Origin of the sequence: Vibrio sp. 10N.286.49.C3, from assembly GCF_041469545.1 — a bacterium.
GTDB classification, from domain to species: Bacteria; Pseudomonadota; Gammaproteobacteria; order Enterobacterales; family Vibrionaceae; genus Vibrio; species Vibrio tasmaniensis_A.
This window is the reverse complement of the sequence record NZ_JBFRKT010000002.1, coordinates 128,411-150,637: the sequence shown is the minus strand read 5'-3', so window position 1 is coordinate 150,637 and position 22,227 is coordinate 128,411. Positions and strand designations below refer to the sequence as shown.

The window sequence follows — 22,227 nt, the reverse complement described above, 5'->3', positions numbered from 1 at the left end:
AACAGTTACTCGATAATAAATTACAAAATGAAACACTAACAACCAACTCGCAACACCGCCAATACAAAAGTGATATTCAATTAGTTTTTCTAAAAATAATCCCCTATTTCAGGTTAGTTTTTTTCATTCGTGCAAATCCGATTTGTCCCTTACATTACGCGCTCAGACTATTCACCGAATCAAACCTTCAACCTTAAAATTCGCTAACTGGAGATCGCTCTCATGCAAGGCTTAGAACTCGCAATTTTTATGCAATTCTTCCTTGGGCTTGTTGCTGCCGTAAACCCAATCGGCATCATGCCTGTTTTTGTTTCCCTTACTGCACATATGCCGCCAGAAGAGAGGAACAGGACAGCCTTACAAGCAAATATTGCCGTTGCCGTTATCCTGATTGTGTCGCTTGTCGCGGGGCAAATGCTGCTTGATATGTTTAGCATCTCCCTGGATTCATTTCGTGTTGCAGGTGGTTTGCTATTATTGAGCATCGCATTTTCGATGATGAGCGGTAAGCTCGGTGAAGATAAGCAGAATAAACAAGAGAAATCTGAATACATCAGCAAAGAGCAAATCGGTGTTGTTCCTCTTGCGATGCCATTAATGGCGGGCCCCGGGGCAATCAGCTCGACCATTGTTTACGGATCTCGTTACCCTGCAGCCATTGATACTGTGGGAATTGGCATTAGCATCATCGCGTTTGCAACCTGCTCTTGGCTTCTGTTCCGTTCAGCGCCGGTTATCGTTCGCTTTTTAGGTCAAACGGGTATCAATGTGATCACGCGTATCATGGGCTTGATTCTTGGCGCATTGGGCATCGAGTTCATCGCCAATGGCCTACGTAATTTGTTCCCAGGTTTGGCATAACGTTTAACGGTAACCCGTTGCTCTATAAAGGGCAACAATATTGCAATATAGATGAGGCGAGTAAAGCAATTGGGCTTTCACTCGCCTCGTTATTATGAAGCTTGTATAATGACTGTTAATGCATTTAACAAAAGATAAATCTCTCCTTATGTCACGCAAGCCCCTCAAGCATCATTTGTACGTCATTATCTTTGGTACTCACACGCCAGCCGGACGTGCATTTGATATTTCTCTGATCGTTGCAATCTTGGCTTCGCTATTGGTTCTGATCTTAGAGTCCATCCCTAATGTCATGACCGAATGGTCACAGCCGCTGCGTTATATTGAATACACTTTTACTGCTCTCTTCACTCTTGAGTATTTGTTAAGGCTCTATTGTTCTCCGAAACCAAAATCTTATGCCACCAGCTTTTATGGTGTCGTGGACCTATTGGCGATTCTTCCGACCTACTTAGCGATCATCTTCCCAGGCGCTTCATTTATGGGTGTGGTAAGGCTGCTGCGTGTGATGCGTATCTTCCGAATCCTAAAACTGGTTCGCTACCTGCAAGATTCAAACATTCTGTTACGTTCACTTTTAATGGCAAGACGAAAGATACTGATCTTTTTCAGCACAGTTGGCATCTTAGTTGTTATCTTCGGCGCGCTTATCTTTGTTATTGAAGGGCCAGAAAATGGCTTTACAAGTATTCCCCACAGTATTTATTGGGCAATCGTAACCATTACGACGGTTGGCTACGGTGACATGATCCCTCAAACCGCGTTAGGGAAAGCGATCGCTTCTCTGACCATGCTATTGGGTTACTCTATTTTAGCGGTACCGACAGGGATTATTACTGCAGAGCTCAGCAATGAGATGAACTCGCACAAAGAGTTGGTAAAGTGTCCGAACTGTAACCGCGCCGGCCATGATTCGGATGCTATGTATTGCAAACACTGTGCGAGTGAATTGGCAGACCCCGACAAGCGTGTCGTTACAGAAGAGAAATAAAAGCAGACTCGAGATGCGAAGAGGTTTAAGGGCAGTTTCGAGGGCCGAATAACGAGATATCAATAAACTAAAAAGGGTTGACGTTTATCGTCAACCCTTTCGGTTTATCAGCTAATAGAATTTAAGCAATCTTGCCGATTACGCTTTCTCAGCAAGGATAATGCGTAAAGTACGGCGTAGTGGTTCTGCAGCACCCCAAAGTAGTTGGTCACCTACCGTGAACGCATTCAGGAAATCGTTACCCATCGACATCTTACGCAGACGACCGACTGGTACAGACATTGTGCCTGTTACTTTCGCTGGTGTTAGCTCCTGCGCAGTGATGTCTCGGTCATTAGGAATCACTTTAACCCAATCATTGTGCGTCGCGATGATCTCTTCGATCTCGTCCATAGGCACGTCTTGCTTAAGCTTAATCGTTAGTGCTTGAGCATGACAACGCATTGCACCGATTCGTACACAAGTGCCATCAATTGGGATTGGCTGACCATCTAGGCCAAGAATCTTGTTCGCTTCAACGCCGGCTTTCCACTCTTCTTTGCTTTGACCGTTTTCACGCTTCACATCGATCCAAGGAATCAGTGAGCCCGCAAGCGGAGCACCGAACTGATCGGTTGGAAATGAAGATGAACGAATGGTATCAGCGACTTTCTTATCGATATCAAGAATTGAACTTGAAGGGTTCGCTAACTCAGAACTTACGCTGTCGTTGATCACACCCATTTGTGAGATCAGTTCACGCATGTTCTTAGCGCCCGCACCTGAAGCGGCTTGGTAAGTCATGGCACTCATCCACTCAACCATGCCTTTCTCGTATAGACCACCCAAAGCCATAAGCATTAAGCTCACAGTACAGTTACCGCCTACGAAAGTGTTAGTCCCACCGTGGATGCCTTGTTGGATTTGAGCCAAGTTAACAGGATCAAGAGTGATGATTGAATCCGCGTCCATACGTAAGGTAGAAGCCGCATCAATCCAGTAGCCTTTCCAACCTGCTTGACGCAGTGCTGGGTATACTTTTGAGGTGTAGTCTCCGCCTTGACAGGTAATCACCGCATCAAGCTGTTTTAGGCTATCAATATCAAAAGCGTCTTGAAGTAGACCCGCATCTTTACCACCCAAAACAGGGGCAGGAATACCAATCTGAGACGTACTGTAATAAACCGGTTCAATCAAGTCGAAATCTTTCTCTTCAACCATACGTTGCATCAATACAGAACCAACCATACCGCGCCAACCAACTAGACCTACTCTCATCGCTCACTCTCCATGTATAAATTAAAAATTGCTCTCCCCCATCTATAAGTTTTTCAGAAACAGAACTCAAGTGCTTTTTGTCAAAAAGTGTAACTTTTTCGTTTCTTTTAAGTGAACGCAATGAATCGTGCAGTTATCCCTGTATCGACATTTAATATCCACCTCATTGATAAAACGCCCATTATCCTCAAATTCAAACATTTGCATCGCCAAAGCAGCTTAATCCCACTCGCGTCACAAACAGTAAATCCCTCTTTTTAATCAATACTATCCAGAATAATACTTCACAAAACAAAAACAACGTGCGACAAGTTTCAACATGTAACAACCATGAATTTAACAACATTTCAGATAATGAAACCATGATTAACTGTGTTAGCAGTCAAATATCACAACTTGGACGTATTTTTTCGATATAATAAACTAATTACTGTAGTGTCCGTTTTGCACCACACACCATAACGAAGCACTATAAATGCTCGAAATCACAAGAGGCTTTTATGAAGCAGAGTAAAACTCGCCTACCGAACCTATTGCAGGTATTCATCGCGTTAGGATTATTTCTATCCCTTGCTTTTTCCTTTACTGCAAAGCTTGACCTTCCAATTCAACTTGCCTTGTATATTGGCTGGTTCATTATCATGGTTCTCGGTATTCGCCTTGGCCACGAATACAAAGACTTAGAAAAAGCGGCACTCAAAGGAATATCCAATGGCTTAGGCGCGGTTTTAATACTTTTAGCCGTTGGCGCTCTTGTTGGTACTTGGATCTCAGGCGGGATCGTACCTACTATCATTTACTATGGTCTGAAAGCAATCCACCCTTCTATCTTCCTTTTAGCGACCATGATTATCTGTTCTCTAACCGCATTAGCAACTGGTACTTCTTGGGGCGCCGCGGGTACAGCTGGTATCGCGATGATGGGTATTGGCCAAGGCCTAGGTGTTCCAGCACCGATTACTGCAGGTGCAGTGCTGTCAGGTTGTTACTTCGGTGACAAGATGTCTCCACTTTCTGATTCAGTGATTCTGGCTTCTTCAATGTCTGGTGTTGAAGTGGTTGAGCACATCAAGGGAATGCTGCCAGTTGCGTTAATCAGCTACGTGATTACTGGCATCATGTTTACTGCGTTTGGTTTTCACTACGCGGGTAACGTTGACATGAGCCAAGTAGATTCTGTCATTAAAGCAATGGAAGTTCAGTTCTACATCACGCCTTACTCATTTGTCCCAGTACTGATCGTGCTTGGTCTGTTGGCTTTCCGCATGCCTTCATTCCCGGTAATCAGCTTCGGTTCTCTGCTAGGTATTATCTGGGCAGTCATGATCCAAGATATCGATTTCCTAACGGCATTCAATACTGCTTGGGCACCGTTCTCTATCTCCTCTGGCGTAGAGTTTATTGACTCGATTCTTAACCGTGGCGGCATGTCTTCAATGCTTGGTTCGGTAGCGGTGATTGTGTTTGGTTTAGGTTTTGGTGGCTTACTGGATAAAGTGGGCGTATTAGAGACGATTGCTAAGGTGTTCGAGCGCCGAGTAAATAGCGCTGGTTCTCTAGCAACAAGCACGATCGGCACGGCCTTCATGGGTAACGTATTCGGTTCTGCAATGTACGTATCGTTAATCCTAACGCCAAAAATCTGTGCGAAAAACTACGACCGTTTAGGTTACCAACGTAAAAATCTATCTCGTAACGCTGAGTTCGGTGGCACGTTAACTTCAGGCATGGTTCCTTGGAGTGACAACGGCATCTACATGGCGAGTATTCTTGGTGTCGCAACGCTCTCTTACGCTCCGTTCATGTGGTTGAGCTTCATCTGTATCCTCGTGACTATCGTAACGTCTTACATGGGTTGGTTCGTTGATAAATGTGAACCAACAGCACCAGCGCTTGAAACTGAAGAAGCCACTGAACTGAGCAAGCAACAAGCTTAAGCTAAGGCTTTAGTGCGTAAGCACAAAAATGTTGATGATATAAATGCCAAAAGAGCGCTCTAGAGCGCTCTTTTTTGATCTACTTAATTACTGAATTTATTTGCTAGCGGTTCGTTTACCCAACCAATAACCGATGCCTAACGGTGCAAAGAACACCACCAAGATAAACAGGATGAAGTAGATAATCACACCTTTGATTAAGTCCATCAGTTTATCAATCGCGAGTACCACCACCTCTTGAGAGACGCGATCAAGATCTTGTGTAAACAGTTCCCTTTCAGAAGTCACAATGCCTGCAATTTCAATACGCTCTTTCGCAATCATCGCGACCAGAGCTTCTCTCTCTCGTGTCACCATTTTTTCTAACGCTACACGTTCTTCAGTGAGCATCGCCAATTTTTGATCTGTCTTATCACTTAGGTCGTTGAGCAGAGGCTGCATTTCTGTCGACATAATAGAAGCCAATGTTTGCATGTACTCAGGGTTATTCTCAATGAAGTCCTGCATGCTTGCTGATGTTTGACGAAGGCTTTCCAGCGTCATCGATAGGTCTTCACCCGTTAGCGAGCTATTCATCGCCACCAACTCAGCTTTCCACGTCATCAATTTCGGTGTTTGGTCAGCCATTAGGCTTAAGCGGTCTGATGCATCGCTCATGGCTTCTGGCATGGTACCTAGGCTCTGAACGATTTGAGATTCGTCTTTACCCAGATAAGCCAGCCATTCGCGATAAGCAGGCGTACTTCTGAAGGTAAGATCTTTAAAAGGATTGCTCGCGGCGAACTCTGCGACGAATGCTTTGCTCTTTTTGAAATCACTTGAACTCAATACACCCTTTGCTAGCTTCTCAGCTTCTTGGTCAAGAGAACGAGCCGTCTCTACCGCATTATCCGTCACGAACAGATCCGCACCATCGCCTTGGCTATAAAACTGATTCATTTGGGCTGTGAAAACCCATGAGTCAATTAATGCTGACATTGGGGAGGTTTGGTACGCTGCTTGTTGTAAGCCCTGCTCAGCATGGATCTTCCAAAGCAACACATAAGATTGATGTAAGGTGTCATCAGCAGGGTAAGATTGCGCAATGAGATCGGCCGAGTCTTCTACTCGTGTAAAAAACATCTTGGCGTATTCACGCGTCATGATCCGAGCCTGTAACTCTTGCTGAGTAAGAGGCGTAGTTTGAGTATCTAGCTTAACTTCCAAGAGAGAACAACCACTTAGCACAATGCTAAGCACCAACACTATCCAATTTCGACTCGAAACTCGTGACATATAAACCTCTGACAAAGACTAAGGGCGCGGATTGTATGAGCGCTTCGTCAGAGTATTGTCAAAAAACCTGTAAAAGTTAACGTTGGGTATTTAAATAGTCATGAGCAGAATCTACAGAGGCTTTTATCGCCATCTCTAGTTCGGCTAAATCGTGCTCGCTGATGGCTCTGGACTGCTTCATTGTCATTTCAATAGTCGCTGCAATGATCGCTAGTCGAGACGCTTTGATGCTGCCAGCCACACCTTTTAAGCTGTGCACAATGCGAGCAGCAGAGGTTTCATCCTTGGTGAGCAGAGATTTGAATCTGGTATAGTCATCTGCGTGATCTTCGACAAACACCCCTAGCAACAATTCAACAGACTCGGTATCGCCATCAAGAGTCTCTAGCATCTCTTCAATATCAATCGCTGGCTTTGAATCCGTCACACTGGCAATGTGCTTCTCTGGCTCTTGCACTTGTTCTGGTGTTCGCTGAGTTGGGGGTTGCTGAATAGAGTTTTGCTGAACCGGAACTTGTGGAATAGGTTCTTGCAAAATCGGTTCTTGTGAAATAGCTTGCGGGCTTGTCGCACAAACACTCTGCTGAGGTTGGGTATCAGAATGTTGACTCGCTGGCGTAATATCTAATACTGATGGGGGATTACTTGGCGGCGTCACCGCGGAAGAAGCAATATCGCTGTGAGAAACAATATTATTGCGAGCAGCAGTATCGTTACGAGAAGACGTATCTTTGTTGGAAGTAGAGAGAGCATCGTCCTGACTTGAATCGATGACTGGTTCCGGTCTGAGTTCTTGGTCTACTTCTTTCATCGATTTTTGGGACCTAACGCTCCACAACACTAACGCAATCATTGCCATTAAGCTTAAACCTAGCATGACCAATAATAGGGTGTACTGACGCTCATGGAACTCATCTTCAAGTTTAATGATCTGGTCGTTTACTGAATTCTTCTTGATTTTATCGACTAAATAATTGAGCTGAGCGTAATCACTCAGTAATGCTGAAGCATCAGCCAGTAATTGTTGGAGTGCATCTTGCTCTTCGGATTTTAATGAATAAGATTTTTCAAGAATAGAATCAAAGGCGCGATAAGTTGCTGATGAACTTTGGTTATCGGAATACATCGCTTCAAAAACGACGACACCAAATTCGTTGAGTAGCGGCTTTAACTTAGGGGAAAGTTCAGTATCTGTGCGTAACACTTTGATGTTATCGACGATATCTTGCACCTGACTTTCTATCGGAATGAATTCATCAAATTTTTCTAAAAATTGATCGGCAACGTAAAGCAGTTGGTTCACATCAGGGCGAAACAAGGCGTGTTGGAAATCAGATTCAATCTGCAGTCGGATCGAATAAACCAATTGAGCATCGAGTGCTAAATCATTAATGCGAGAGACTCGCAGCGGCTCAGAGAAATAAAGCGATTGCCTCAATTCATTAACGCGAATACCGAGTTCTTCAATTTGAGCGAGCGAGTGAGAGTAAGAACGGCTTAGATTAAGGAGAGCCAGTGAAGGAAGTAGCCACAGAGCCAAGAGTGCAACCAAAAAAGTTGCGGGTCTTTTAAAGCGATTGGGCTTTGCTACTGATTGTTCCATCGATATTCCTTGTTCATGCGAACTCTAAACCATTATGTTGCTAAACATAAACAAGCGACAACAACCTGCTGTCGCTTGCTACCTAATAACTTCGGACTATGACTTATTGCGAGTCAGTTGATCACGTAAGTTCGGTGGCGTCCCTTTAATGGTTAGCGTGTCTGTCTCTGGATCGTAGAAGATACGCTCACCTAAAAGCAGACTATCAAAACTAACATTCAAACCGCCACCAGCACCAACAAATTTTGTTAGTTTACGCATAGTTGCGCGGTCTGCTGGGAAGCTGTCTTCTAACTCGTAGCCTTGCTCACTAGTATAGTCAAAGAAGCTTGTACCATCTGTGCTTGCTGGCAATTCTCCAGAAAGTTCACGAACTTGAACTTCATCACCCGCTTTAAGCTGTTCGTTACAGTAATCCGCAACTTGTTTTTTATAGCTGATTGCTTCTTCTTTCTCTAACTTAGAGTCAGAAACAAAGTCTTCTACCGCTTGCATCAATACTTGGTTTTGCTGCTTAGCATCCAAGCCTACTTCTGCTTGAAGGAAGTCTAAGAAGAAGTCAGCGACTTTACGACCAACGCGCCCTTTAATATAAGTAAGGTAACGGTTTGACTCTTTGTCTGTGTCGTATGTTGAAAGATCAAGGCGCGCAACAATATCCATCTTCGAGATATCAAGGTAATCCGTCGCACTAATATCTAGCCCTTCGGTCACTTTCAAACTTTGGTTTGAAGGCAGTAGTCCGATGAAAAGGTAGTCTGTCGCCAGTGATTGATATTCAGCCAGTACCAAAGTTCCTTCATCAGCAAAAGGATACTTTGAAAGCTCATCTTTTAGACGTAGCGCACTTTTTTGAGAGAAATCATAAAAACTTTGTTCTCCAGCTCGAAATTCATGCAACGACTGCTGGAACTCGCTGTCGGATTTGAAAGAACCAAATCCTTTACCTGCTTTTGAATTAAAAACTCGGTGAAGTTCAGCGACTAGGTTTTCAGATGCTGTATCGTTTTCTAGAGATTCAGCACGATAGTTAACAATCAGCTCTTCCTGATCGTTCTTGCTTAGCTGGTGTAAAATTACGTTGGAAAGGTGAAGGCTCATAGTGAAAATATTACCGTTCAGGTTTCAGTTGTTGTGCATAGTAGGTTATCATAAGCCGCTTTTACTATCATTATTAGAGTCCTTATGCCGATTATATCTAAATACACAGATGATCAAGTTGAAAAAATCCTAGCTGAAGTAGGTGCTGTACTGACTAAGCACAAAGCTTCACCTGAGCTTTCATTGATGATCGCTGGAAATATCGCAACCAATGTCTTAAATCAGAACGTTGCTGCTTCACAACGCAAAAGAATTGCTGAAAAATTTGCCGAAGCTTTAATTTCTTCTCTTGAAGATAAAAAGTCTCACTAAGTTTGATTGACGGAAAAAGAATTATAAATGGTAGACAGCGCAAACTCATATAGCGATCGTGTATCTCGACTGGTAGGTTGGGGCCACTGGTTTGCATTTTTCAACATCATTGCTGCGATGTTGATTGGTACTCGTTATATTACTCAATCTGCTTGGCCGGAAACCCTATTGGGTCAATTCTATTTGGCTGCATCATGGGTTGGTCATTTTGGATTTTTGGTGTTCGCGCTCTATCTATTAGTGCTGTTCCCACTCACTTTTATTCTTCCGTCGAGGAAGTTATTACGTTTGGTTGCCGTTATCTTCGCAACCATAGGTTTAACTGTCCTACTGATTGATACTCAAACGTATCAAAATATAAACCTCCACCTGACACCTGTCGTGTGGGAGGTTTTATTCAGTGGAGAGGAGTCTGCACTCACTTCTGATTTGCAGCACCTCTTCATTGTAATGCCACTAATCTTCTTATTGCAGCTAGGTCTGTCTGAGTGGGTTTGGCGTAAGCAACGTAAACTGTCTCATAAACACATTGGCCGTCCTATTACTGCCGTCTTCTTCTTGTGTTTCATCAGCAGCCACTTGACCTACATGTGGGCTGATGCGTATTTCTACAACCCAATTACAAGCCAGAAAGCGAATTTCCCACTGTCTTATCCTATGACAGCAAAAAGCTTTATGGAAAAGCATGGTCTATTAGACCGTGAAGAGTATTTACAGCGTTTAGAAGCGAACCAAGAGAACGTAAACTTAGTTAGCTACCCGCTAGAAAAAATTCAATACAACCGCCGCAGTGCTGATCTTAATATTCTGCTTGTGAGTGTGAATAATCTTCGCGCTGATGCTCTCAATAGCACTGCAATGCCAAGCAGCTATGCCTATGCACAACAATCGATCAACTTCACTAATCACTACAGTTCAAGTAACGACATGTTTGGTATTTTCGGATTGTTCTATGGCCTTCCTAGCAGTTACGCAAGCAGCATCAAAGCACAAGGCTCGAGCGCAGTACTGCTCGATGTGCTAGATCATCACAATTATACACTTGCCGCTTTTAGCGGTGATGACTTTGACGACGCCCTTTACCCGGAAGTCATCTTCCGAGGCCGTGATGCGCTCCCAGAGCAAGCAACAGATGATGACCAAAGCGCAATACAAGCTTGGTCTGAATGGGTTCAATCACCACAAGCAAAAAGCCCTTGGTTTAACTTTATTGAGCTAACAACGCTCGATAACTTCTCTAGTTACGAAACAGATGTGACGTTGACTACCGCTGAACGTTTTACTGCAGATTACCAAAAATCGACTCAAGCGGCTGATGTTCAGTTAACGAAAATCTACGCAGAGTTGGAGCGCCTAGATCTTCAAGACAACACAGTGGTTATCATTACCTCTAACCATGGTACTGAATTTAACGAGACGAAAACCAACAGTTGGGGCGCAAACTCCAATTACAGTCGTTACCAACTACAAGTGCCTCTGTTCATCAAATGGCCAGGTAAGTCAGCATCTGAATATACTCACCGTTCTAGTCACCTAGATGTGTCAGTCACGCTAATGCAAGAGCTATTAGGTGTATCTTCGAACCCTACAGATTTTAGTAGTGGACGTAGCCTGTTTGATGAGCGTAGAAGAAAATGGATTCTTGCAGGAGACTCACGTGAACTTGCTCTTGTTACTGACCAACAAACAACGGTGTTAGATAAGTTTGGTAACTACAAATTGTACGATCAGAATTACAAACGTCTGAAAGATGTAAGCCCTCGCTTGCCAGTGTTGATGCAAGGCCTTACTGAGTTACAGCGGTTCTATACCAAAAATGACTAAATGATCATCAAAAAGAAAAGGGAAGCCAATGGCTTCCCTTTTTTATTGCCGTGAATGATTAGAAAACAAGCAACAAAACAAAATTATGAAAATTAAGGGTTTACAAGATCCTCTGCCCCTTATATTATTCACGCCACTGGAGGGATGGCTGAGTGGTCGAAAGCACCGGTCTTGAAAACCGGCAACCGTTAATAGCGGTTCTAGGGTTCAAATCCCTATCCCTCCACCACATTTAAGAAAGCCGCTGAGAAATTAGCGGCTTTTTTGCATCTAGCGTAAAGTTAATCGAATCTAAGAGTCAGTTAGTCAACCAGTCCAAGTCCTTAACTATCGGAATCTGATTTAAACCTGTTTCTCATGGCAACTTCAAGCCTATTACCGCTCTGTTGTACTTAAACATATGGCATAGGTACCTGACTCATTCCTCTTATAACCCATCGAAATTCGACGTCACAGTTACAACAAAACATCCCTGCCAATAAACATGTAGACCTACGCCATCAATGCATAACCAAGTAACTTGAAGAATTGGAGGATGTTTATTGGAATAGTGCCCTAGGTTTCTTCAGGTTGTCATTGTGAATACATAACGATAAAAAAATCCAGAGGCTTCATCTAAGTCTCTGGATTTCTAAATTTGGCTTGAGCGCTACTTTAATTAAGCGTTTTCTTGCTTAGTTTCTTGCTGCTCTGCTTGCTTCTTTTGTTCAGCTTCTTTTGCTTTTTCTTCGTGGTTTGAACCACCACATCCGCCACAACAGCTCATAATCATTCTCTCTTTAATTGTATTTAAGTAACTCATTAAGGTCATAATATTAAAGATGCATTTTAAATGCAACTTTAATGTTAGCCAAATTGGCTGCTTGGTGTCTTGAGGTATTTAAGCCCTTGGTTTTATTAAAATTGGTAAGTACAACACAACGAAACAACTGTACGCGACAACCCACAGAGCACTCGATAAGGTGATGATAGAGACAATATTATTGGTAAAGTATCCACCAAATACTCGAACAATAAAGGCAAAAACAATGGCAATTAACGCCGCAGTCATTATTTTACCAATCGCAATAGCTCGACCTGTATGTCCTAGAGAGACGCGTGAGATCATTGATAAGATCATCACCCCCATTACACCCACGGTTAAGGCATGAATCGCTTGTGATTGTGTGACCAATGACGAAATGATCGAAACGCCATACAAGACCAATCCTAACGAAATGGCCCAGTAGCTTAAGTGTAAAGACCACACAAGAGGAGTCTTAAAAGCGACCCATATTTTCCACCTTACCGCCCTAACCGCATTTGCCAGGCCACTGACAATAAACACGCTAGCAACGATATCTTGTGGAACTGGAAGTATCTGAAAGCTCAACACAACGGCGAAAATCGTGCTCACGATGCTCAGCTTTTCAAGCCATGGTAATGCAGGGGTTCGTGGTGTCTGTGTGCCATTCGCGGTAAACATAGGAAAGACTCGTCCACCCATAATGCACATGACTAGAGTCACCAACAGCACCATGCTTGTGCTAGCTTGTGAAATTAAGATTGGCTGCTGAAATAGAACACCATAGTGCATCGCCGCATTGGCAAAAGTCATTAGCAGCAAAATGGGAACGAACAATAGATTTCGCCAAAGTTTCACACTGACAATATTGTGAGCAAGATAAATGACAGCGATAGGCAAAAACAGTAAATCGAGCCCAGCCACCAACCAAGGGCTAAAGACATTAGGTAGGAACATGGCTATTCTCGCACACAGCCAGATAACCAGAAGTATCATTAACCCACGTCCGTTAATACTGCGGACACCTGTCCAATTTTGTACGGCCGTCAGTAAAAAACCAACCACGACAGTTGCTGCAAAGCCAAATAACATTTCATGAATATGCCACCACATTGCTCCGCCATAAACATTCAGAGTTGCGCTACCATTCCAAAACGCGGCCCAACCAACTAGAGCTGCAACGCTAAAAAGTGATGCAAACAAAAAAAACGGTCGAAACGCGAGCTCAAAAAATGCCGTCATTGAAACGCCATTGTTAGGGGGTTGATTTAAATCTTTCATCATCGTAAACCTAGCGAGTAAACAAAACTTGCTTACTTAAATAACGTCAACCGCCAAAAGTTGCCCTAGTTTGTAGCTGTGCCCTTCGCCGAGGAGATCTTGCAAGCTATAAGCGTCTAAGCATTTGTAAAAACACTCTTGAGCTTCAGCAAAGATTGTTTTCAATTGGCAATTTGGTGTAATAACACAGCTATTATCCTCGCCAAAACACTCAACCAAGTTACGCTTGTCTTCTAACTCTCGAACTAACGTACCGATGTTGATCTGACTTGGATGGCAACTGAGTTTCAAACCACCATTTTTTCCTCTTGTAGCGATCAGGTGCCCTTTGAGGTTGAGTTGCTGAACGATCTTCATTAAGTGGTTTTTAGAAATACCATAACTGTTAGCAATGTCGCCGATGGTGCTAAGAGATTGGTTGTTGATCGCTAAATAGATCAGAACGCGTAGGGAATAATCAGTGTAACGTGTGATATGCATGTTGGGATATTTCACTCTATAAGATGTATTTATTATGAATCTTATGAGTAATAAAGGCAAGTTAACCTAATGAGGAGTAGTAGCTAAGCACCAAGAAGCTAAGGCTGCGATCTTAATGACGTTTCTCACATCTGTTGTATGAGATCCTATCTCCATCTTCCTTTCTCAAACGAGATCTAATCCTCTAAGTCGAAGCGATCAGAAACATTTTTCGATATATTTTCACTCTGACAATATAAAAACACACAAACTTGTTCATAAAAAAAGCAGTCAGTTAATAAGGGTATTTACAAGCGAATCACACCACTATATTATTCGCGGCACTGGAGGGATGGCTGAGTGGTCGAAAGCACCGGTCTTGAAAACCGGCAACCGTTAATAGCGGTTCTAGGGTTCAAATCCCTATCCCTCCACCACATTAAAGAAAGCCGCTGAGAAATCAGCGGCTTTTTTGTATCTGGAGCTCACGGAGCTCAACGGTTCAGCTATTCACAGCCAATGCAGCGTTGAGTAACTGCATATGAATGGGCACCAAGTCTTGATGTTGAGTGCGGTACCCGCCACCGACTACGCATGCCATCGGAATAGACTCTGATTTCGCTAATTCAATCATCAAACAGTCGCGCTCAAATATCCCTTGTGTCGAGACATTCAAATAACCCAGTTCATCGTCTTGATGGATATCGATCCCCGCATCATAAATAATCAGATCAGGTTGGTGATGCGCAATCGCCAACTTGGTGACTTGTTCAAAACAACGCAAAAACTCCTCATCTTTAGTTTCACGGCTTAACGGCACATCTAAATCAGATAACGGTTTACGCGCAGGGAAGTTCTTATCGCAGTGGAATGACAGAGTAATAATCTCATCGCTCTCTTGGCAAAGTGTCGCTGTACCATCGCCATGGTGAACATCACTGTCGACGATAAGCACTTTATCTATATGCTCAAAGGTTAATGCGTGCTTGGCCGCCAAGACCAGATCATTCAACAAACAGAAGCCACTGCCAAAATCTCGGTGCGCATGATGATAGCCACCGCTGAGATGAATCGCTAAACCACTCTCGATGGCCATTTCAGCGGCCAAGCAGGTTCCACCACTTGAATAGAGTGTCCTTTCTATAAGCTGTTCACTCCACGGAAAGCCGATACGTCTCATTTTTGCTGCTGGCAAATTTCCAGAAACTAGCAAATCGACATATTCACCATCGTGTACCTGCTTTACTTGTTCTACCGAAACAGGCATTGGCTGGAACATTTCGAATGCATTACCCCATTTTGGATCGCTATCCATGTGGTGCGTCACAGCACTGTGCAACAGTTGATATTTATTGATTGGATAACGATGCCCTTCTGGTAAAGGCAACTGAGAATAAATTGGATGGTAAATTAAAGGAGTCATAGATCGGGCGTATTACGTATCAATCTCAAAATCATAACAGTCTCAGACTTGGCGACAACCTTAATTAATGATAATGGTTATCATTACCTTTAATTAATTCCAGAGACAACAATGAAAAACGTAATACTCATCTGTGGTGTGATCTGTGGTTCGATGGCTGCAGTAATGATTTTTGTAGGTATGCTAATAGCCAGTTGGTGGAGCGTTGATTTTCTCGTGTTAAGCCATCAAACTTAACTAATTGAACTGAAAAGGAATCACCATGAGCGTTATTTTTATTACTGGAGCAAATCGCGGCATTGGCTTAAGCCTGACTCAACAATACTTGGAAGGTAGCCACAAGGTGTACGCGACTTATCGTGATGCCAATTCAGCAAAAGAACTGCTCTCTCTCGCAGACCACAACAGCAATCTGACCTGCATTCAATTAGAGATAACCGATTACCAAGCAGTGAGCCACCTCACTTCGCAAATAGAGTCGATTGATATCTTGATCAACAACGCTGGCTACTATGGTCCTAAAGGTTATGGTCTGGGTAATACCGATGTCGAAGAGTGGCGCCGTGTATTCGAAGTCAACACCATTGCGCCATTGAAGCTTGTCGAGACTCTATTACCTCTTATAGAAAGTAGTGACGTCAAAAAGATCGCCTGCCTGTCTTCTAGAGTCGGTAGCATGTCCGAGAACACCTCAGGAGGCGGGCTACATCTATCGCTCCTCCAAAGCCGCTCTAAACTCCGTTGTGAAGAGCTTAAGTAACGACTTAACCGATAACGGCGTTACGGTGTTAGCTCTGCATCCTGGTTGGGTACAGACCGAAATGGGCGGCCCTAATGCTCTGATCGACACCGACACTTCAGCTTCCGGCCTTATTAAAGTCATCGAGTCAGCGAATACTGAAGTAAGTGGTCACTTCTTCAATTTCGATGGCAGCGAAATAGACTGGTAGCCCGCAGATGAATGATGGCCCTCTCTCAAACCTAGTTAAGCACTCAACACTGTTTTGTCTGACGGTGACGCTAGCTGGCTGTTTTAGTGATGGCCCCGGAGACTTATTCGACGACTACCAAACCAAGATAGCCAGAGTACAAGATGCTGACGAGATAAAAGAGGAATGGGAATTTGAAAGCCTACCGAGAAAACGAGAACTGCTGCTTGACGTGCCCTCGCTTTCTATCGGTCTCATCGACAGTTACCAGCTTCGTCAGTGTGGATTGTTCAATCTGATTGCAGAAAGAAATTCGGTTCTGGGCAAAGTCGCGGATGAGTTTCGTAATTACGACTATCAAGTCGCGTTACTTGCAGGTGTTGGGAAATGTTTATCCGGTAGCGAATTAGACCCTGAGGTCGTAGAGCTACTGAAAGAAATCGAGCAGCAGAAACTCACACAGTTTCCGCTGCACCAGTGGAATCTAATCTATGCCAGCGATGCCATGCAGTCGCAAATGCGTGGTAGTCAGTGGTTACGTGCTGATATCGGCGATCAGGTACGACAAACCAGTGATGCCTTAGAACATATCAATCAAGCGTTAAACGTTCCGCTCGTTTCGGGAAAGACTACTGAGGTTCAAGAAGTATTAGAAAAGAGCTCTACGCTCGGGGATTTATACTACTCGCTCACGCGAGCTTCGGCCGAACTTGATACCATCACCAAACAGCTGACAACTTTTGATCACAATATCATCTGTGGTAAACAACGAGACACGACCAAGTTTCGTTATCTCAACAATGTGTTCGAGCAGCAATATATAGGCAAAGTTCAGCCGTACATGGCGCAGCTGGATGGCTATTATCAGCAGTTAGCCCCGCAACTTGGGATGTTTGACGCGCAACCTGAACTGCACAGTTATTACTTTCCCATCCAAGATGCACATCAAGCTTTTCGAGCATCAACTCGCCGCCATGTTGATTATTGGCAGCAGCTGTTTAAACGTTGTGGGCGCAAGGTCGGTCGTTAATATTGATTCCCAATATCAATAATGGGTGTTGTTAGCTTTCAGTTTCTAACTGATTAACTTTTAGCGCCTTTCTTCGCGTAAGTCTTCTTCCTTGTCCCACCGCCTTTACGGCGCTTGAATGCTGGTCTTTCAACTTTAGGCAGATGACGCAGAGATTCAGGGACTTCACCTGTTTTTACCTTACCCATTAAGCCATCGATCTTACTTTCTAGCGCTTGCATGAAGGGTTGATACGCTTGGTTTCGTTCAGCCATGCCTTGCAACTGATGCTCCCAGTGAGCCGTCATGTCTGGAAAGGTCGAGTCCTCAGGTAAGGCATGAATCAATCCTCTTCCCGCCGGGCTACTGTGAATGCTTTTACCTTGGCGAGTTAGCAACTGCCTTTTGAATAGAGTATCGAGAATACCCGCGCGGGTTGCTTCCGTTCCAAGGCCATCGGTCTCTTTCAAAATGGCTTTAAGGTCTTTGTTCGCGACAAAGCGCGCGATACCTGTCATCGCTTGTAGCAAGGTCGCTTCTGTGAAGTGCTTTGGTGGTTCGGTTTTCTTATCACCAATAATACCTTCACGACAAGTCAGCACCGTTCCTTTATCCAATGGGGGAACCGTATCTGTGCCGTCGCCTTTCTCTTCGGTGTCCGTTTTCCCCATCAACACCTTCCAACCTGGGCTAATAAGTTGTCGCCCCTTTGCGATGAACACACCACCAGCAATATCAAAGACTAACTTGGCATCGGCAAAAATAGCAGGTGGGTAGAATTGCATTAGATACTGGCGAGCGATTTGCTGATAGATTTTCATCTCGTTGGCAGACAGGCCGTTCACCGATGACTTTTTCGGAGTAGGAATTATCGCGTGGTGAGCATCGACCTTGCTGTCGTTCCATGCTTTGGATTTAAGAGAAAGATCCGCACCTTGAGCACCACTTTTCAGCTCTTTCGCATTGTTAGCGATGGCATCCACGACCGACTCTCTTTGCGAGTAGTGATCCTTAGGTAGATAGCGGCTGTCAGAACGTGGGTAAGTGATGAGTTTGTGTTTCTCATACAATGACTGACAAGTGTCGAGTACCTGTTGAGCGCTCATACCAAAACGCTTAGACGCATCAATCTGCAGAGCTGACAGCGAATAAGGCAGTGGCGCCGCTTGTTTGCTTTGCTTTTGCTCTGATTCCGTCACCGTCGCGGGTTGATTCGCAATTCGGTTAGCGACATTCTCAACCAGTTTTCGATTGAGCACCCGGCCTTCTTCATCTTGCCATGGCTTACATGCTTCGCTTGGTTTCCAACGTGCTCGAATATCAAAGCTCTGGCCGTTGTTTTGATAAGGGATCAGCGCATGCAGAGTAAAATAATCTTTCGGAATGAAGTTCTCGATCTCTTCATCACGCCTTACGACCAAACCAAGTACAGGCGTTTGCACTCGCCCTACCGACAACACGCCTTGGTAGCCCGCCTTTTGGCCAAGTAAGGTATAGGCGCGAGTCATGTTCATGCCATATAACCAATCGGCTCTAGAGCGTGCCAAAGCTGAAATTGATAGTGGGATAAAGTCACGGTTACTGCGCATTTGAGAGAGCGCACGTTTTACGGCAGGTAAGTTCAAGTCACTGATCAGTAGCCTGTCCATCGACTCTTTCTTAGCCTTGGATACTTTGCAGTAATCAATCACTTCATCAACTAGCAACTGCCCTTCTCTATCCGGGTCACCCGCATGGACAATTTGGGTCGCGTCCTTCAATAGCTTTCGGATCACCGTAAGCTGCTTACTTGAAGTCTTACGCGGTCTCAGCTGCCATTGCTCTGGCACAATAGGAAGATCAGCGAGGTTCCATTTCTTGTAACGGTCGTCATAAGCGTCTGGCTCAACCTGCTCCAATAAGTGTCCAATACACCAAGTCACCACATCTCCATTGCCACATTTGATAAACCCTTGGTCTTTCTTTTGTGGATTAGGTAGTGCGGCGGCGATCGCGCGGCCTAGGCTTGGTTTTTCAGCAATAATAAGGCGAGACATGTTTTTCCAGATGCTACAAACAATTAGGGCCACATTATCTAATGTGGCCCCTAGAAATCAAGGAAAACTGGTTGTTTATACAGTTAGCATTCAACAATTCGTTGTGTCGTTGTTTTACTGACGAGATCTATAAGAACTCAACGAACTTTGAGAAGTCACGCTCTGGCACTTTCATTGGCGTACAGCCCGGAGTACCTAGGTATAGGAAACCAACAATTTCATCGTCGCCTTCTAAGCCGAAAGCTTGGTGCACTTCAGGGTGGAACATCCATTTACCTGAACGCCAAAAACCTTGGAAGCCTTGTGCAACTGCGGCCATTTGCATTGCTTGCGCAGCACAACCCGCAGACAGGTGTTGTTCGAATGCTGGCACTTTTTCGTGCTCAGTTACCTTTGCGATGATAGTGATCACCATTGGAGCTCGAAACGGCGCTTTTTTAACTTTCTCAATGACCGCTTCTTCGCTCTCGTCAGCTTGTGCTGCACGAACCAAAATATCAGAGAGCTTCTGTAACCCTGAGCCTTGTGCGATAACAAAACGCCATGGTGTCAATGCGCCGTGGTCTGGAGCACGTAAGCCCGCTTTAATGATATTTTCTAACGCCACACCTTCAGGTGCCGGATCAGAGAGTTTTGCGATTGAGCGCCTGTTGAGCAATAGATCCAAAGCATCCATTTGAAGTCCTTACTAATTTTTATTGTTTGTATAATTGAACTGTAGCACAGAACACAAACGATAATAAATCTCAACGGCTGTCTATTTGAAGCAATATTTGAAACGACACTAGAAACAACAAAGGCCCCTAAATCTATGACTTAGGAGCCTTATTTACAAGTTTCGTTCAAGTTTATGAACGGGTGTATTCTGCTTGTTGTTAGAGCTTAATCGCTAACTCAACACCTTGACGAATTGCGCGCACCGCATCCAGTTCACCCGCGTAATCGGCACCACCTATAACGTGCAGTTTGCCACCAAACTCTTGCCACATGTCTTCGAATGGACGAACCGAAACTTGGCCCGCACACACAATAACGGAATCGGCATCGAGTATCTGATCTTTCTTACCAACGCTGATGTGCAGACCTTGATCGTCAATCTTGTTGTAGCTCACGCCACCAAGTAAGTTCACACCACGTTTTTCTAGAGTGCGCTTATGAATCCAGCCAGTAGTTTTACCTGGGCCTTTACCCACTCGACCGGCTTTACGCTGCATCACCCAAACCGTTTTATCACTGAACGAATCAGGGTAAGGATAAAGTCCACCTGGGTGCTCCATATTCTTATCAATGCCCCACTCATGCAGCCAGTCGTCCAAGCTATGAGAAGTCGGCTCTGTCAGCATAGTTGCCACATCAATACCAATACCACCGGCACCAACAATCGCGACTTTTTCGCCTACTGGCGTCTTTTCACGAATCAAGGTTTGATAGTCGACTACGTTTTCTTGATCTATCCCTTCAATATCAAGCTTTCTGGGTTCAACACCAGCAGCCATCACGACTTCATCGTACTTCAACAACATCTCAAACGTCGCTTCAGTATCCAGTTTTAAGTTCACGCCTGATGCATCTATTTGGTTAGCAAAGTAACGAATCGTTTCTCTGAACTCTTCTTTACCCGGAATCTGCATTGCCAATCTAAATTGTCCACCGATGCGGTCATTTTTCTCTATCAGATCAACCTTATGCCCACGCTGTGCCAACGTTGTTGCACAAGCTAAACCTGCTGGCCCAGCACCGACGACGGCAATGGTTTTGGTTGCTTGAGCTGGTTGCACAACAATTTCAGTTTCGTAACAAGCGCGAGGGTTCACCAAGCAGCTCGCTCGTTTGCCTTTGAATACGTTATCAAGACACGCTTGGTTACAACCGATACAGGTGTTAATGAACTGCGCTTGGTCTTGAGCGGCTTTATTAACAAAGTCAGGGTCAGCCAAGAATGGACGAGCCATTGATACCATGTCGGCCTGTCCTGAACTGAGGATACGTTCGGCCTCTTCTGGCGTGTTGATTCGGTTACACGTCACCACTGGGATCGACACGTATGGTTTTACTTTTTCCGTCACCCAAGAGAATGCCCCTCTTGGAACTTGTGTCGCAATAGTTGGGACACGAGCTTCATGCCAACCAATACCGGTATTAATAATGGTCACGCCCGCTTCTTCTAGCTTCTGAGCCAGAAGTACAACATCTTCGAATGTGCTGCCTTGCTCAACCAAATCCAGCATCGATAAACGGAAAATAATGATGAAATCTTTACCCACCGCTTCGCGAATCGATTTAACGATCTCTAGTGGGAAACGCATACGCTTCTCATAAGAACCGCCCCATTCGTCATAACGCATGTTGGTACGTTTACAGATAAATTGGTTAATCAAGTAACCTTCGGAGCCCATGATCTCTATGCCGTCATAGCCAGCAACCTGAGCTAGCTCTGCACTGTTGGCAAAAGCACCGATGGTCTTTTTAATTTGACGAGGGCTCATCTCACTCGGTGCAAACTTAGCGATTGGCGCTTTGATGCCCGAAGCACTTTGCGCGAATGGGTGCATTGCATAGCGGCCAGCATGCAGCAACTGAAGAGCAATTTTACCGCCATGCTTATGCACGGCCTCGGTAACAACTTGGTGAGCTTTTGCGTGCTTAACTTTACTGAACTCAGCACTAAATGGGGTCAATCTGCCACGTAAATTAGGAGAGAAACCACCGGTAACAATAAGGCCAACGCCTCCTTTTGCTCGCTCTTCATAAAACGCGGCAAGCTTGTGGAGGCCTTCTTTATTTTCTTCTAAACCCGTGTGCATTGATCCCATCAATACACGGTTACGTAACTGAGTAAATCCAAGATCGAGTGGTTCGAGTAAATGTGGGTACATGGCAGACATCACTTCTATTATTATATCCTTGTGGTCTGACCACAATATAACTCAATCACCAAAAGTTCAAACAACCGTTTACATTTTTGTAACACCGATCATAATGCAGGACGCATTAATCGTTCAGAAACCCTTAATTTGACTACACTTAATGAGAATATATATCGATTAACAATTCTTGGTGTAGTTTGAGCTAGGGAATTATCGTAGGATATTAAGCAGTTCATATTATTGAGATTAATAGTACTGTTGCTTGTTAAAGCCACGTG

Annotated in this window: 16 protein-coding genes, 2 tRNA genes and 3 pseudogenes; 10 read left to right on the top strand and 11 right to left on the bottom strand. The window is 44.3% G+C overall.

The window, feature by feature from the left end:
- Positions 1-222 precede the first annotated feature (222 nt).
- Entirely contained in the window at positions 223-861 is a 639-nt protein-coding gene (locus AB4180_RS01095) for a YchE family NAAT transporter (RefSeq protein ID WP_004734056.1), read from the top strand.
- Positions 862-1,009: 148 nt separating this feature from the next.
- The gene (locus tag AB4180_RS01090; protein WP_102249334.1) at positions 1,010-1,852 is read left to right on the top strand and encodes an ion transporter; all 843 of its coding nucleotides are present in this window, start codon (positions 1,010-1,012) and stop codon (positions 1,850-1,852) included.
- A 138-nt stretch (positions 1,853-1,990) separates the two neighbouring features.
- On the opposite strand, the gene asd is transcribed toward AB4180_RS01090, so the two are convergent.
- Positions 1,991-3,109 (bottom strand): aspartate-semialdehyde dehydrogenase, encoded by a 1,119-nt coding sequence (gene asd, locus AB4180_RS01085; protein WP_012603520.1) that lies wholly within the window; start codon positions 3,107-3,109, stop codon positions 1,991-1,993.
- Positions 3,110-3,609: 500 nt separating this feature from the next.
- Here asd and nhaC point away from each other — a divergent pair, with 500 nt between their 5' ends.
- Entirely contained in the window at positions 3,610-5,046 is a 1,437-nt protein-coding gene (gene nhaC / locus AB4180_RS01080; RefSeq protein WP_012603519.1) for a Na+/H+ antiporter NhaC, read from the top strand.
- Between the two features lie 96 nt (positions 5,047-5,142).
- On the opposite strand, the gene AB4180_RS01075 is transcribed toward nhaC, so the two are convergent.
- The 4 genes and pseudogenes from AB4180_RS01075 to yejK form a co-directional block, all read right to left on the bottom strand.
- Complete coding sequence (locus AB4180_RS01075; RefSeq protein WP_102249327.1) at positions 5,143-6,321, bottom strand: chemotaxis protein; 1,179 nt, start codon at positions 6,319-6,321, stop codon at positions 5,143-5,145.
- Positions 6,322-6,397: 76 nt separating this feature from the next.
- Positions 6,398-6,769: pseudogene (locus AB4180_RS01070) on the bottom strand (Hpt domain-containing protein); the annotation flags it as partial.
- 368 nt (positions 6,770-7,137) lie between these two features.
- Positions 7,138-7,924, bottom strand: a pseudogene (locus tag AB4180_RS01065) (Hpt domain-containing protein); the annotation flags it as partial.
- Positions 7,925-8,020: 96 nt separating this feature from the next.
- Positions 8,021-9,025, bottom strand: a complete 1,005-nt coding sequence (gene yejK, locus AB4180_RS01060) for a nucleoid-associated protein YejK (protein WP_009848690.1) — start codon at positions 9,023-9,025, stop codon at positions 8,021-8,023.
- 84 nt (positions 9,026-9,109) lie between these two features.
- Between yejK and AB4180_RS01055 the strand changes: the two genes are divergently transcribed.
- From AB4180_RS01055 to AB4180_RS01045, 3 genes are all read left to right on the top strand, one after another.
- The gene (locus tag AB4180_RS01055; protein WP_102249325.1) at positions 9,110-9,337 is read left to right on the top strand and encodes a YejL family protein; all 228 of its coding nucleotides are present in this window, start codon (positions 9,110-9,112) and stop codon (positions 9,335-9,337) included.
- A gap of 27 nt (positions 9,338-9,364) precedes the next feature.
- A complete protein-coding gene (locus AB4180_RS01050; RefSeq protein WP_009848691.1) occupies positions 9,365-11,161 on the top strand; it encodes a DUF3413 domain-containing protein in 1,797 nt (598 codons plus the stop codon).
- A gap of 138 nt (positions 11,162-11,299) precedes the next feature.
- Positions 11,300-11,390, top strand: a tRNA-Ser gene (locus AB4180_RS01045).
- Positions 11,391-12,041: 651 nt separating this feature from the next.
- Here the strand turns inward: AB4180_RS01045 and AB4180_RS01040 are convergent.
- Positions 12,042-13,226 (bottom strand): NnrS family protein, encoded by a 1,185-nt coding sequence (locus AB4180_RS01040; protein ID WP_102249324.1) that lies wholly within the window; start codon positions 13,224-13,226, stop codon positions 12,042-12,044.
- 36 nt (positions 13,227-13,262) lie between these two features.
- The gene (locus tag AB4180_RS01035; RefSeq protein WP_009848694.1) at positions 13,263-13,706 is read right to left on the bottom strand and encodes an Rrf2 family transcriptional regulator; all 444 of its coding nucleotides are present in this window, start codon (positions 13,704-13,706) and stop codon (positions 13,263-13,265) included.
- 325 nt (positions 13,707-14,031) lie between these two features.
- Here AB4180_RS01035 and AB4180_RS01030 point away from each other — a divergent pair.
- Positions 14,032-14,122, top strand: a tRNA-Ser gene (locus tag AB4180_RS01030).
- 65 nt (positions 14,123-14,187) lie between these two features.
- On the opposite strand, the gene AB4180_RS01025 is transcribed toward AB4180_RS01030, so the two are convergent.
- Positions 14,188-15,108, bottom strand: a complete 921-nt coding sequence (locus tag AB4180_RS01025) for a histone deacetylase (RefSeq protein WP_102249323.1) — start codon at positions 15,106-15,108, stop codon at positions 14,188-14,190.
- Positions 15,109-15,219: 111 nt separating this feature from the next.
- Between AB4180_RS01025 and AB4180_RS01020 the strand changes: the two genes are divergently transcribed.
- From AB4180_RS01020 to AB4180_RS01010, 3 genes and pseudogenes are all read left to right on the top strand, one after another.
- Positions 15,220-15,345 carry a hypothetical protein gene (locus AB4180_RS01020; protein ID WP_258957299.1) on the top strand — a complete coding sequence of 42 codons (126 nt, stop codon included), beginning with the start codon at positions 15,220-15,222 and terminating at the stop codon, positions 15,343-15,345.
- A gap of 25 nt (positions 15,346-15,370) precedes the next feature.
- Positions 15,371-16,058, top strand: a pseudogene (locus AB4180_RS01015) (SDR family oxidoreductase).
- A 7-nt stretch (positions 16,059-16,065) separates the two neighbouring features.
- Positions 16,066-17,067: a DUF3080 domain-containing protein gene (locus tag AB4180_RS01010; RefSeq protein ID WP_017099416.1), complete on the top strand. Its 1,002-nt coding sequence runs from the start codon at positions 16,066-16,068 to the stop codon at positions 17,065-17,067.
- Between the two features lie 53 nt (positions 17,068-17,120).
- Here AB4180_RS01010 and AB4180_RS01005 read toward each other — a convergent pair whose 3' ends face one another.
- From AB4180_RS01005 to AB4180_RS00995, 3 genes are all read right to left on the bottom strand, one after another.
- The gene (locus AB4180_RS01005) at positions 17,121-19,082 is read right to left on the bottom strand and encodes a DNA topoisomerase III (protein WP_017099417.1); all 1,962 of its coding nucleotides are present in this window, start codon (positions 19,080-19,082) and stop codon (positions 17,121-17,123) included.
- 127 nt (positions 19,083-19,209) lie between these two features.
- Positions 19,210-19,758 (bottom strand): NAD(P)H nitroreductase, encoded by a 549-nt coding sequence (locus AB4180_RS01000; protein ID WP_009848708.1) that lies wholly within the window; start codon positions 19,756-19,758, stop codon positions 19,210-19,212.
- A gap of 199 nt (positions 19,759-19,957) precedes the next feature.
- Positions 19,958-21,967, bottom strand: a complete 2,010-nt coding sequence (locus AB4180_RS00995) for an NADPH-dependent 2,4-dienoyl-CoA reductase (protein WP_198592247.1) — start codon at positions 21,965-21,967, stop codon at positions 19,958-19,960.
- Positions 21,968-22,227: the final 260 nt, after the last annotated feature.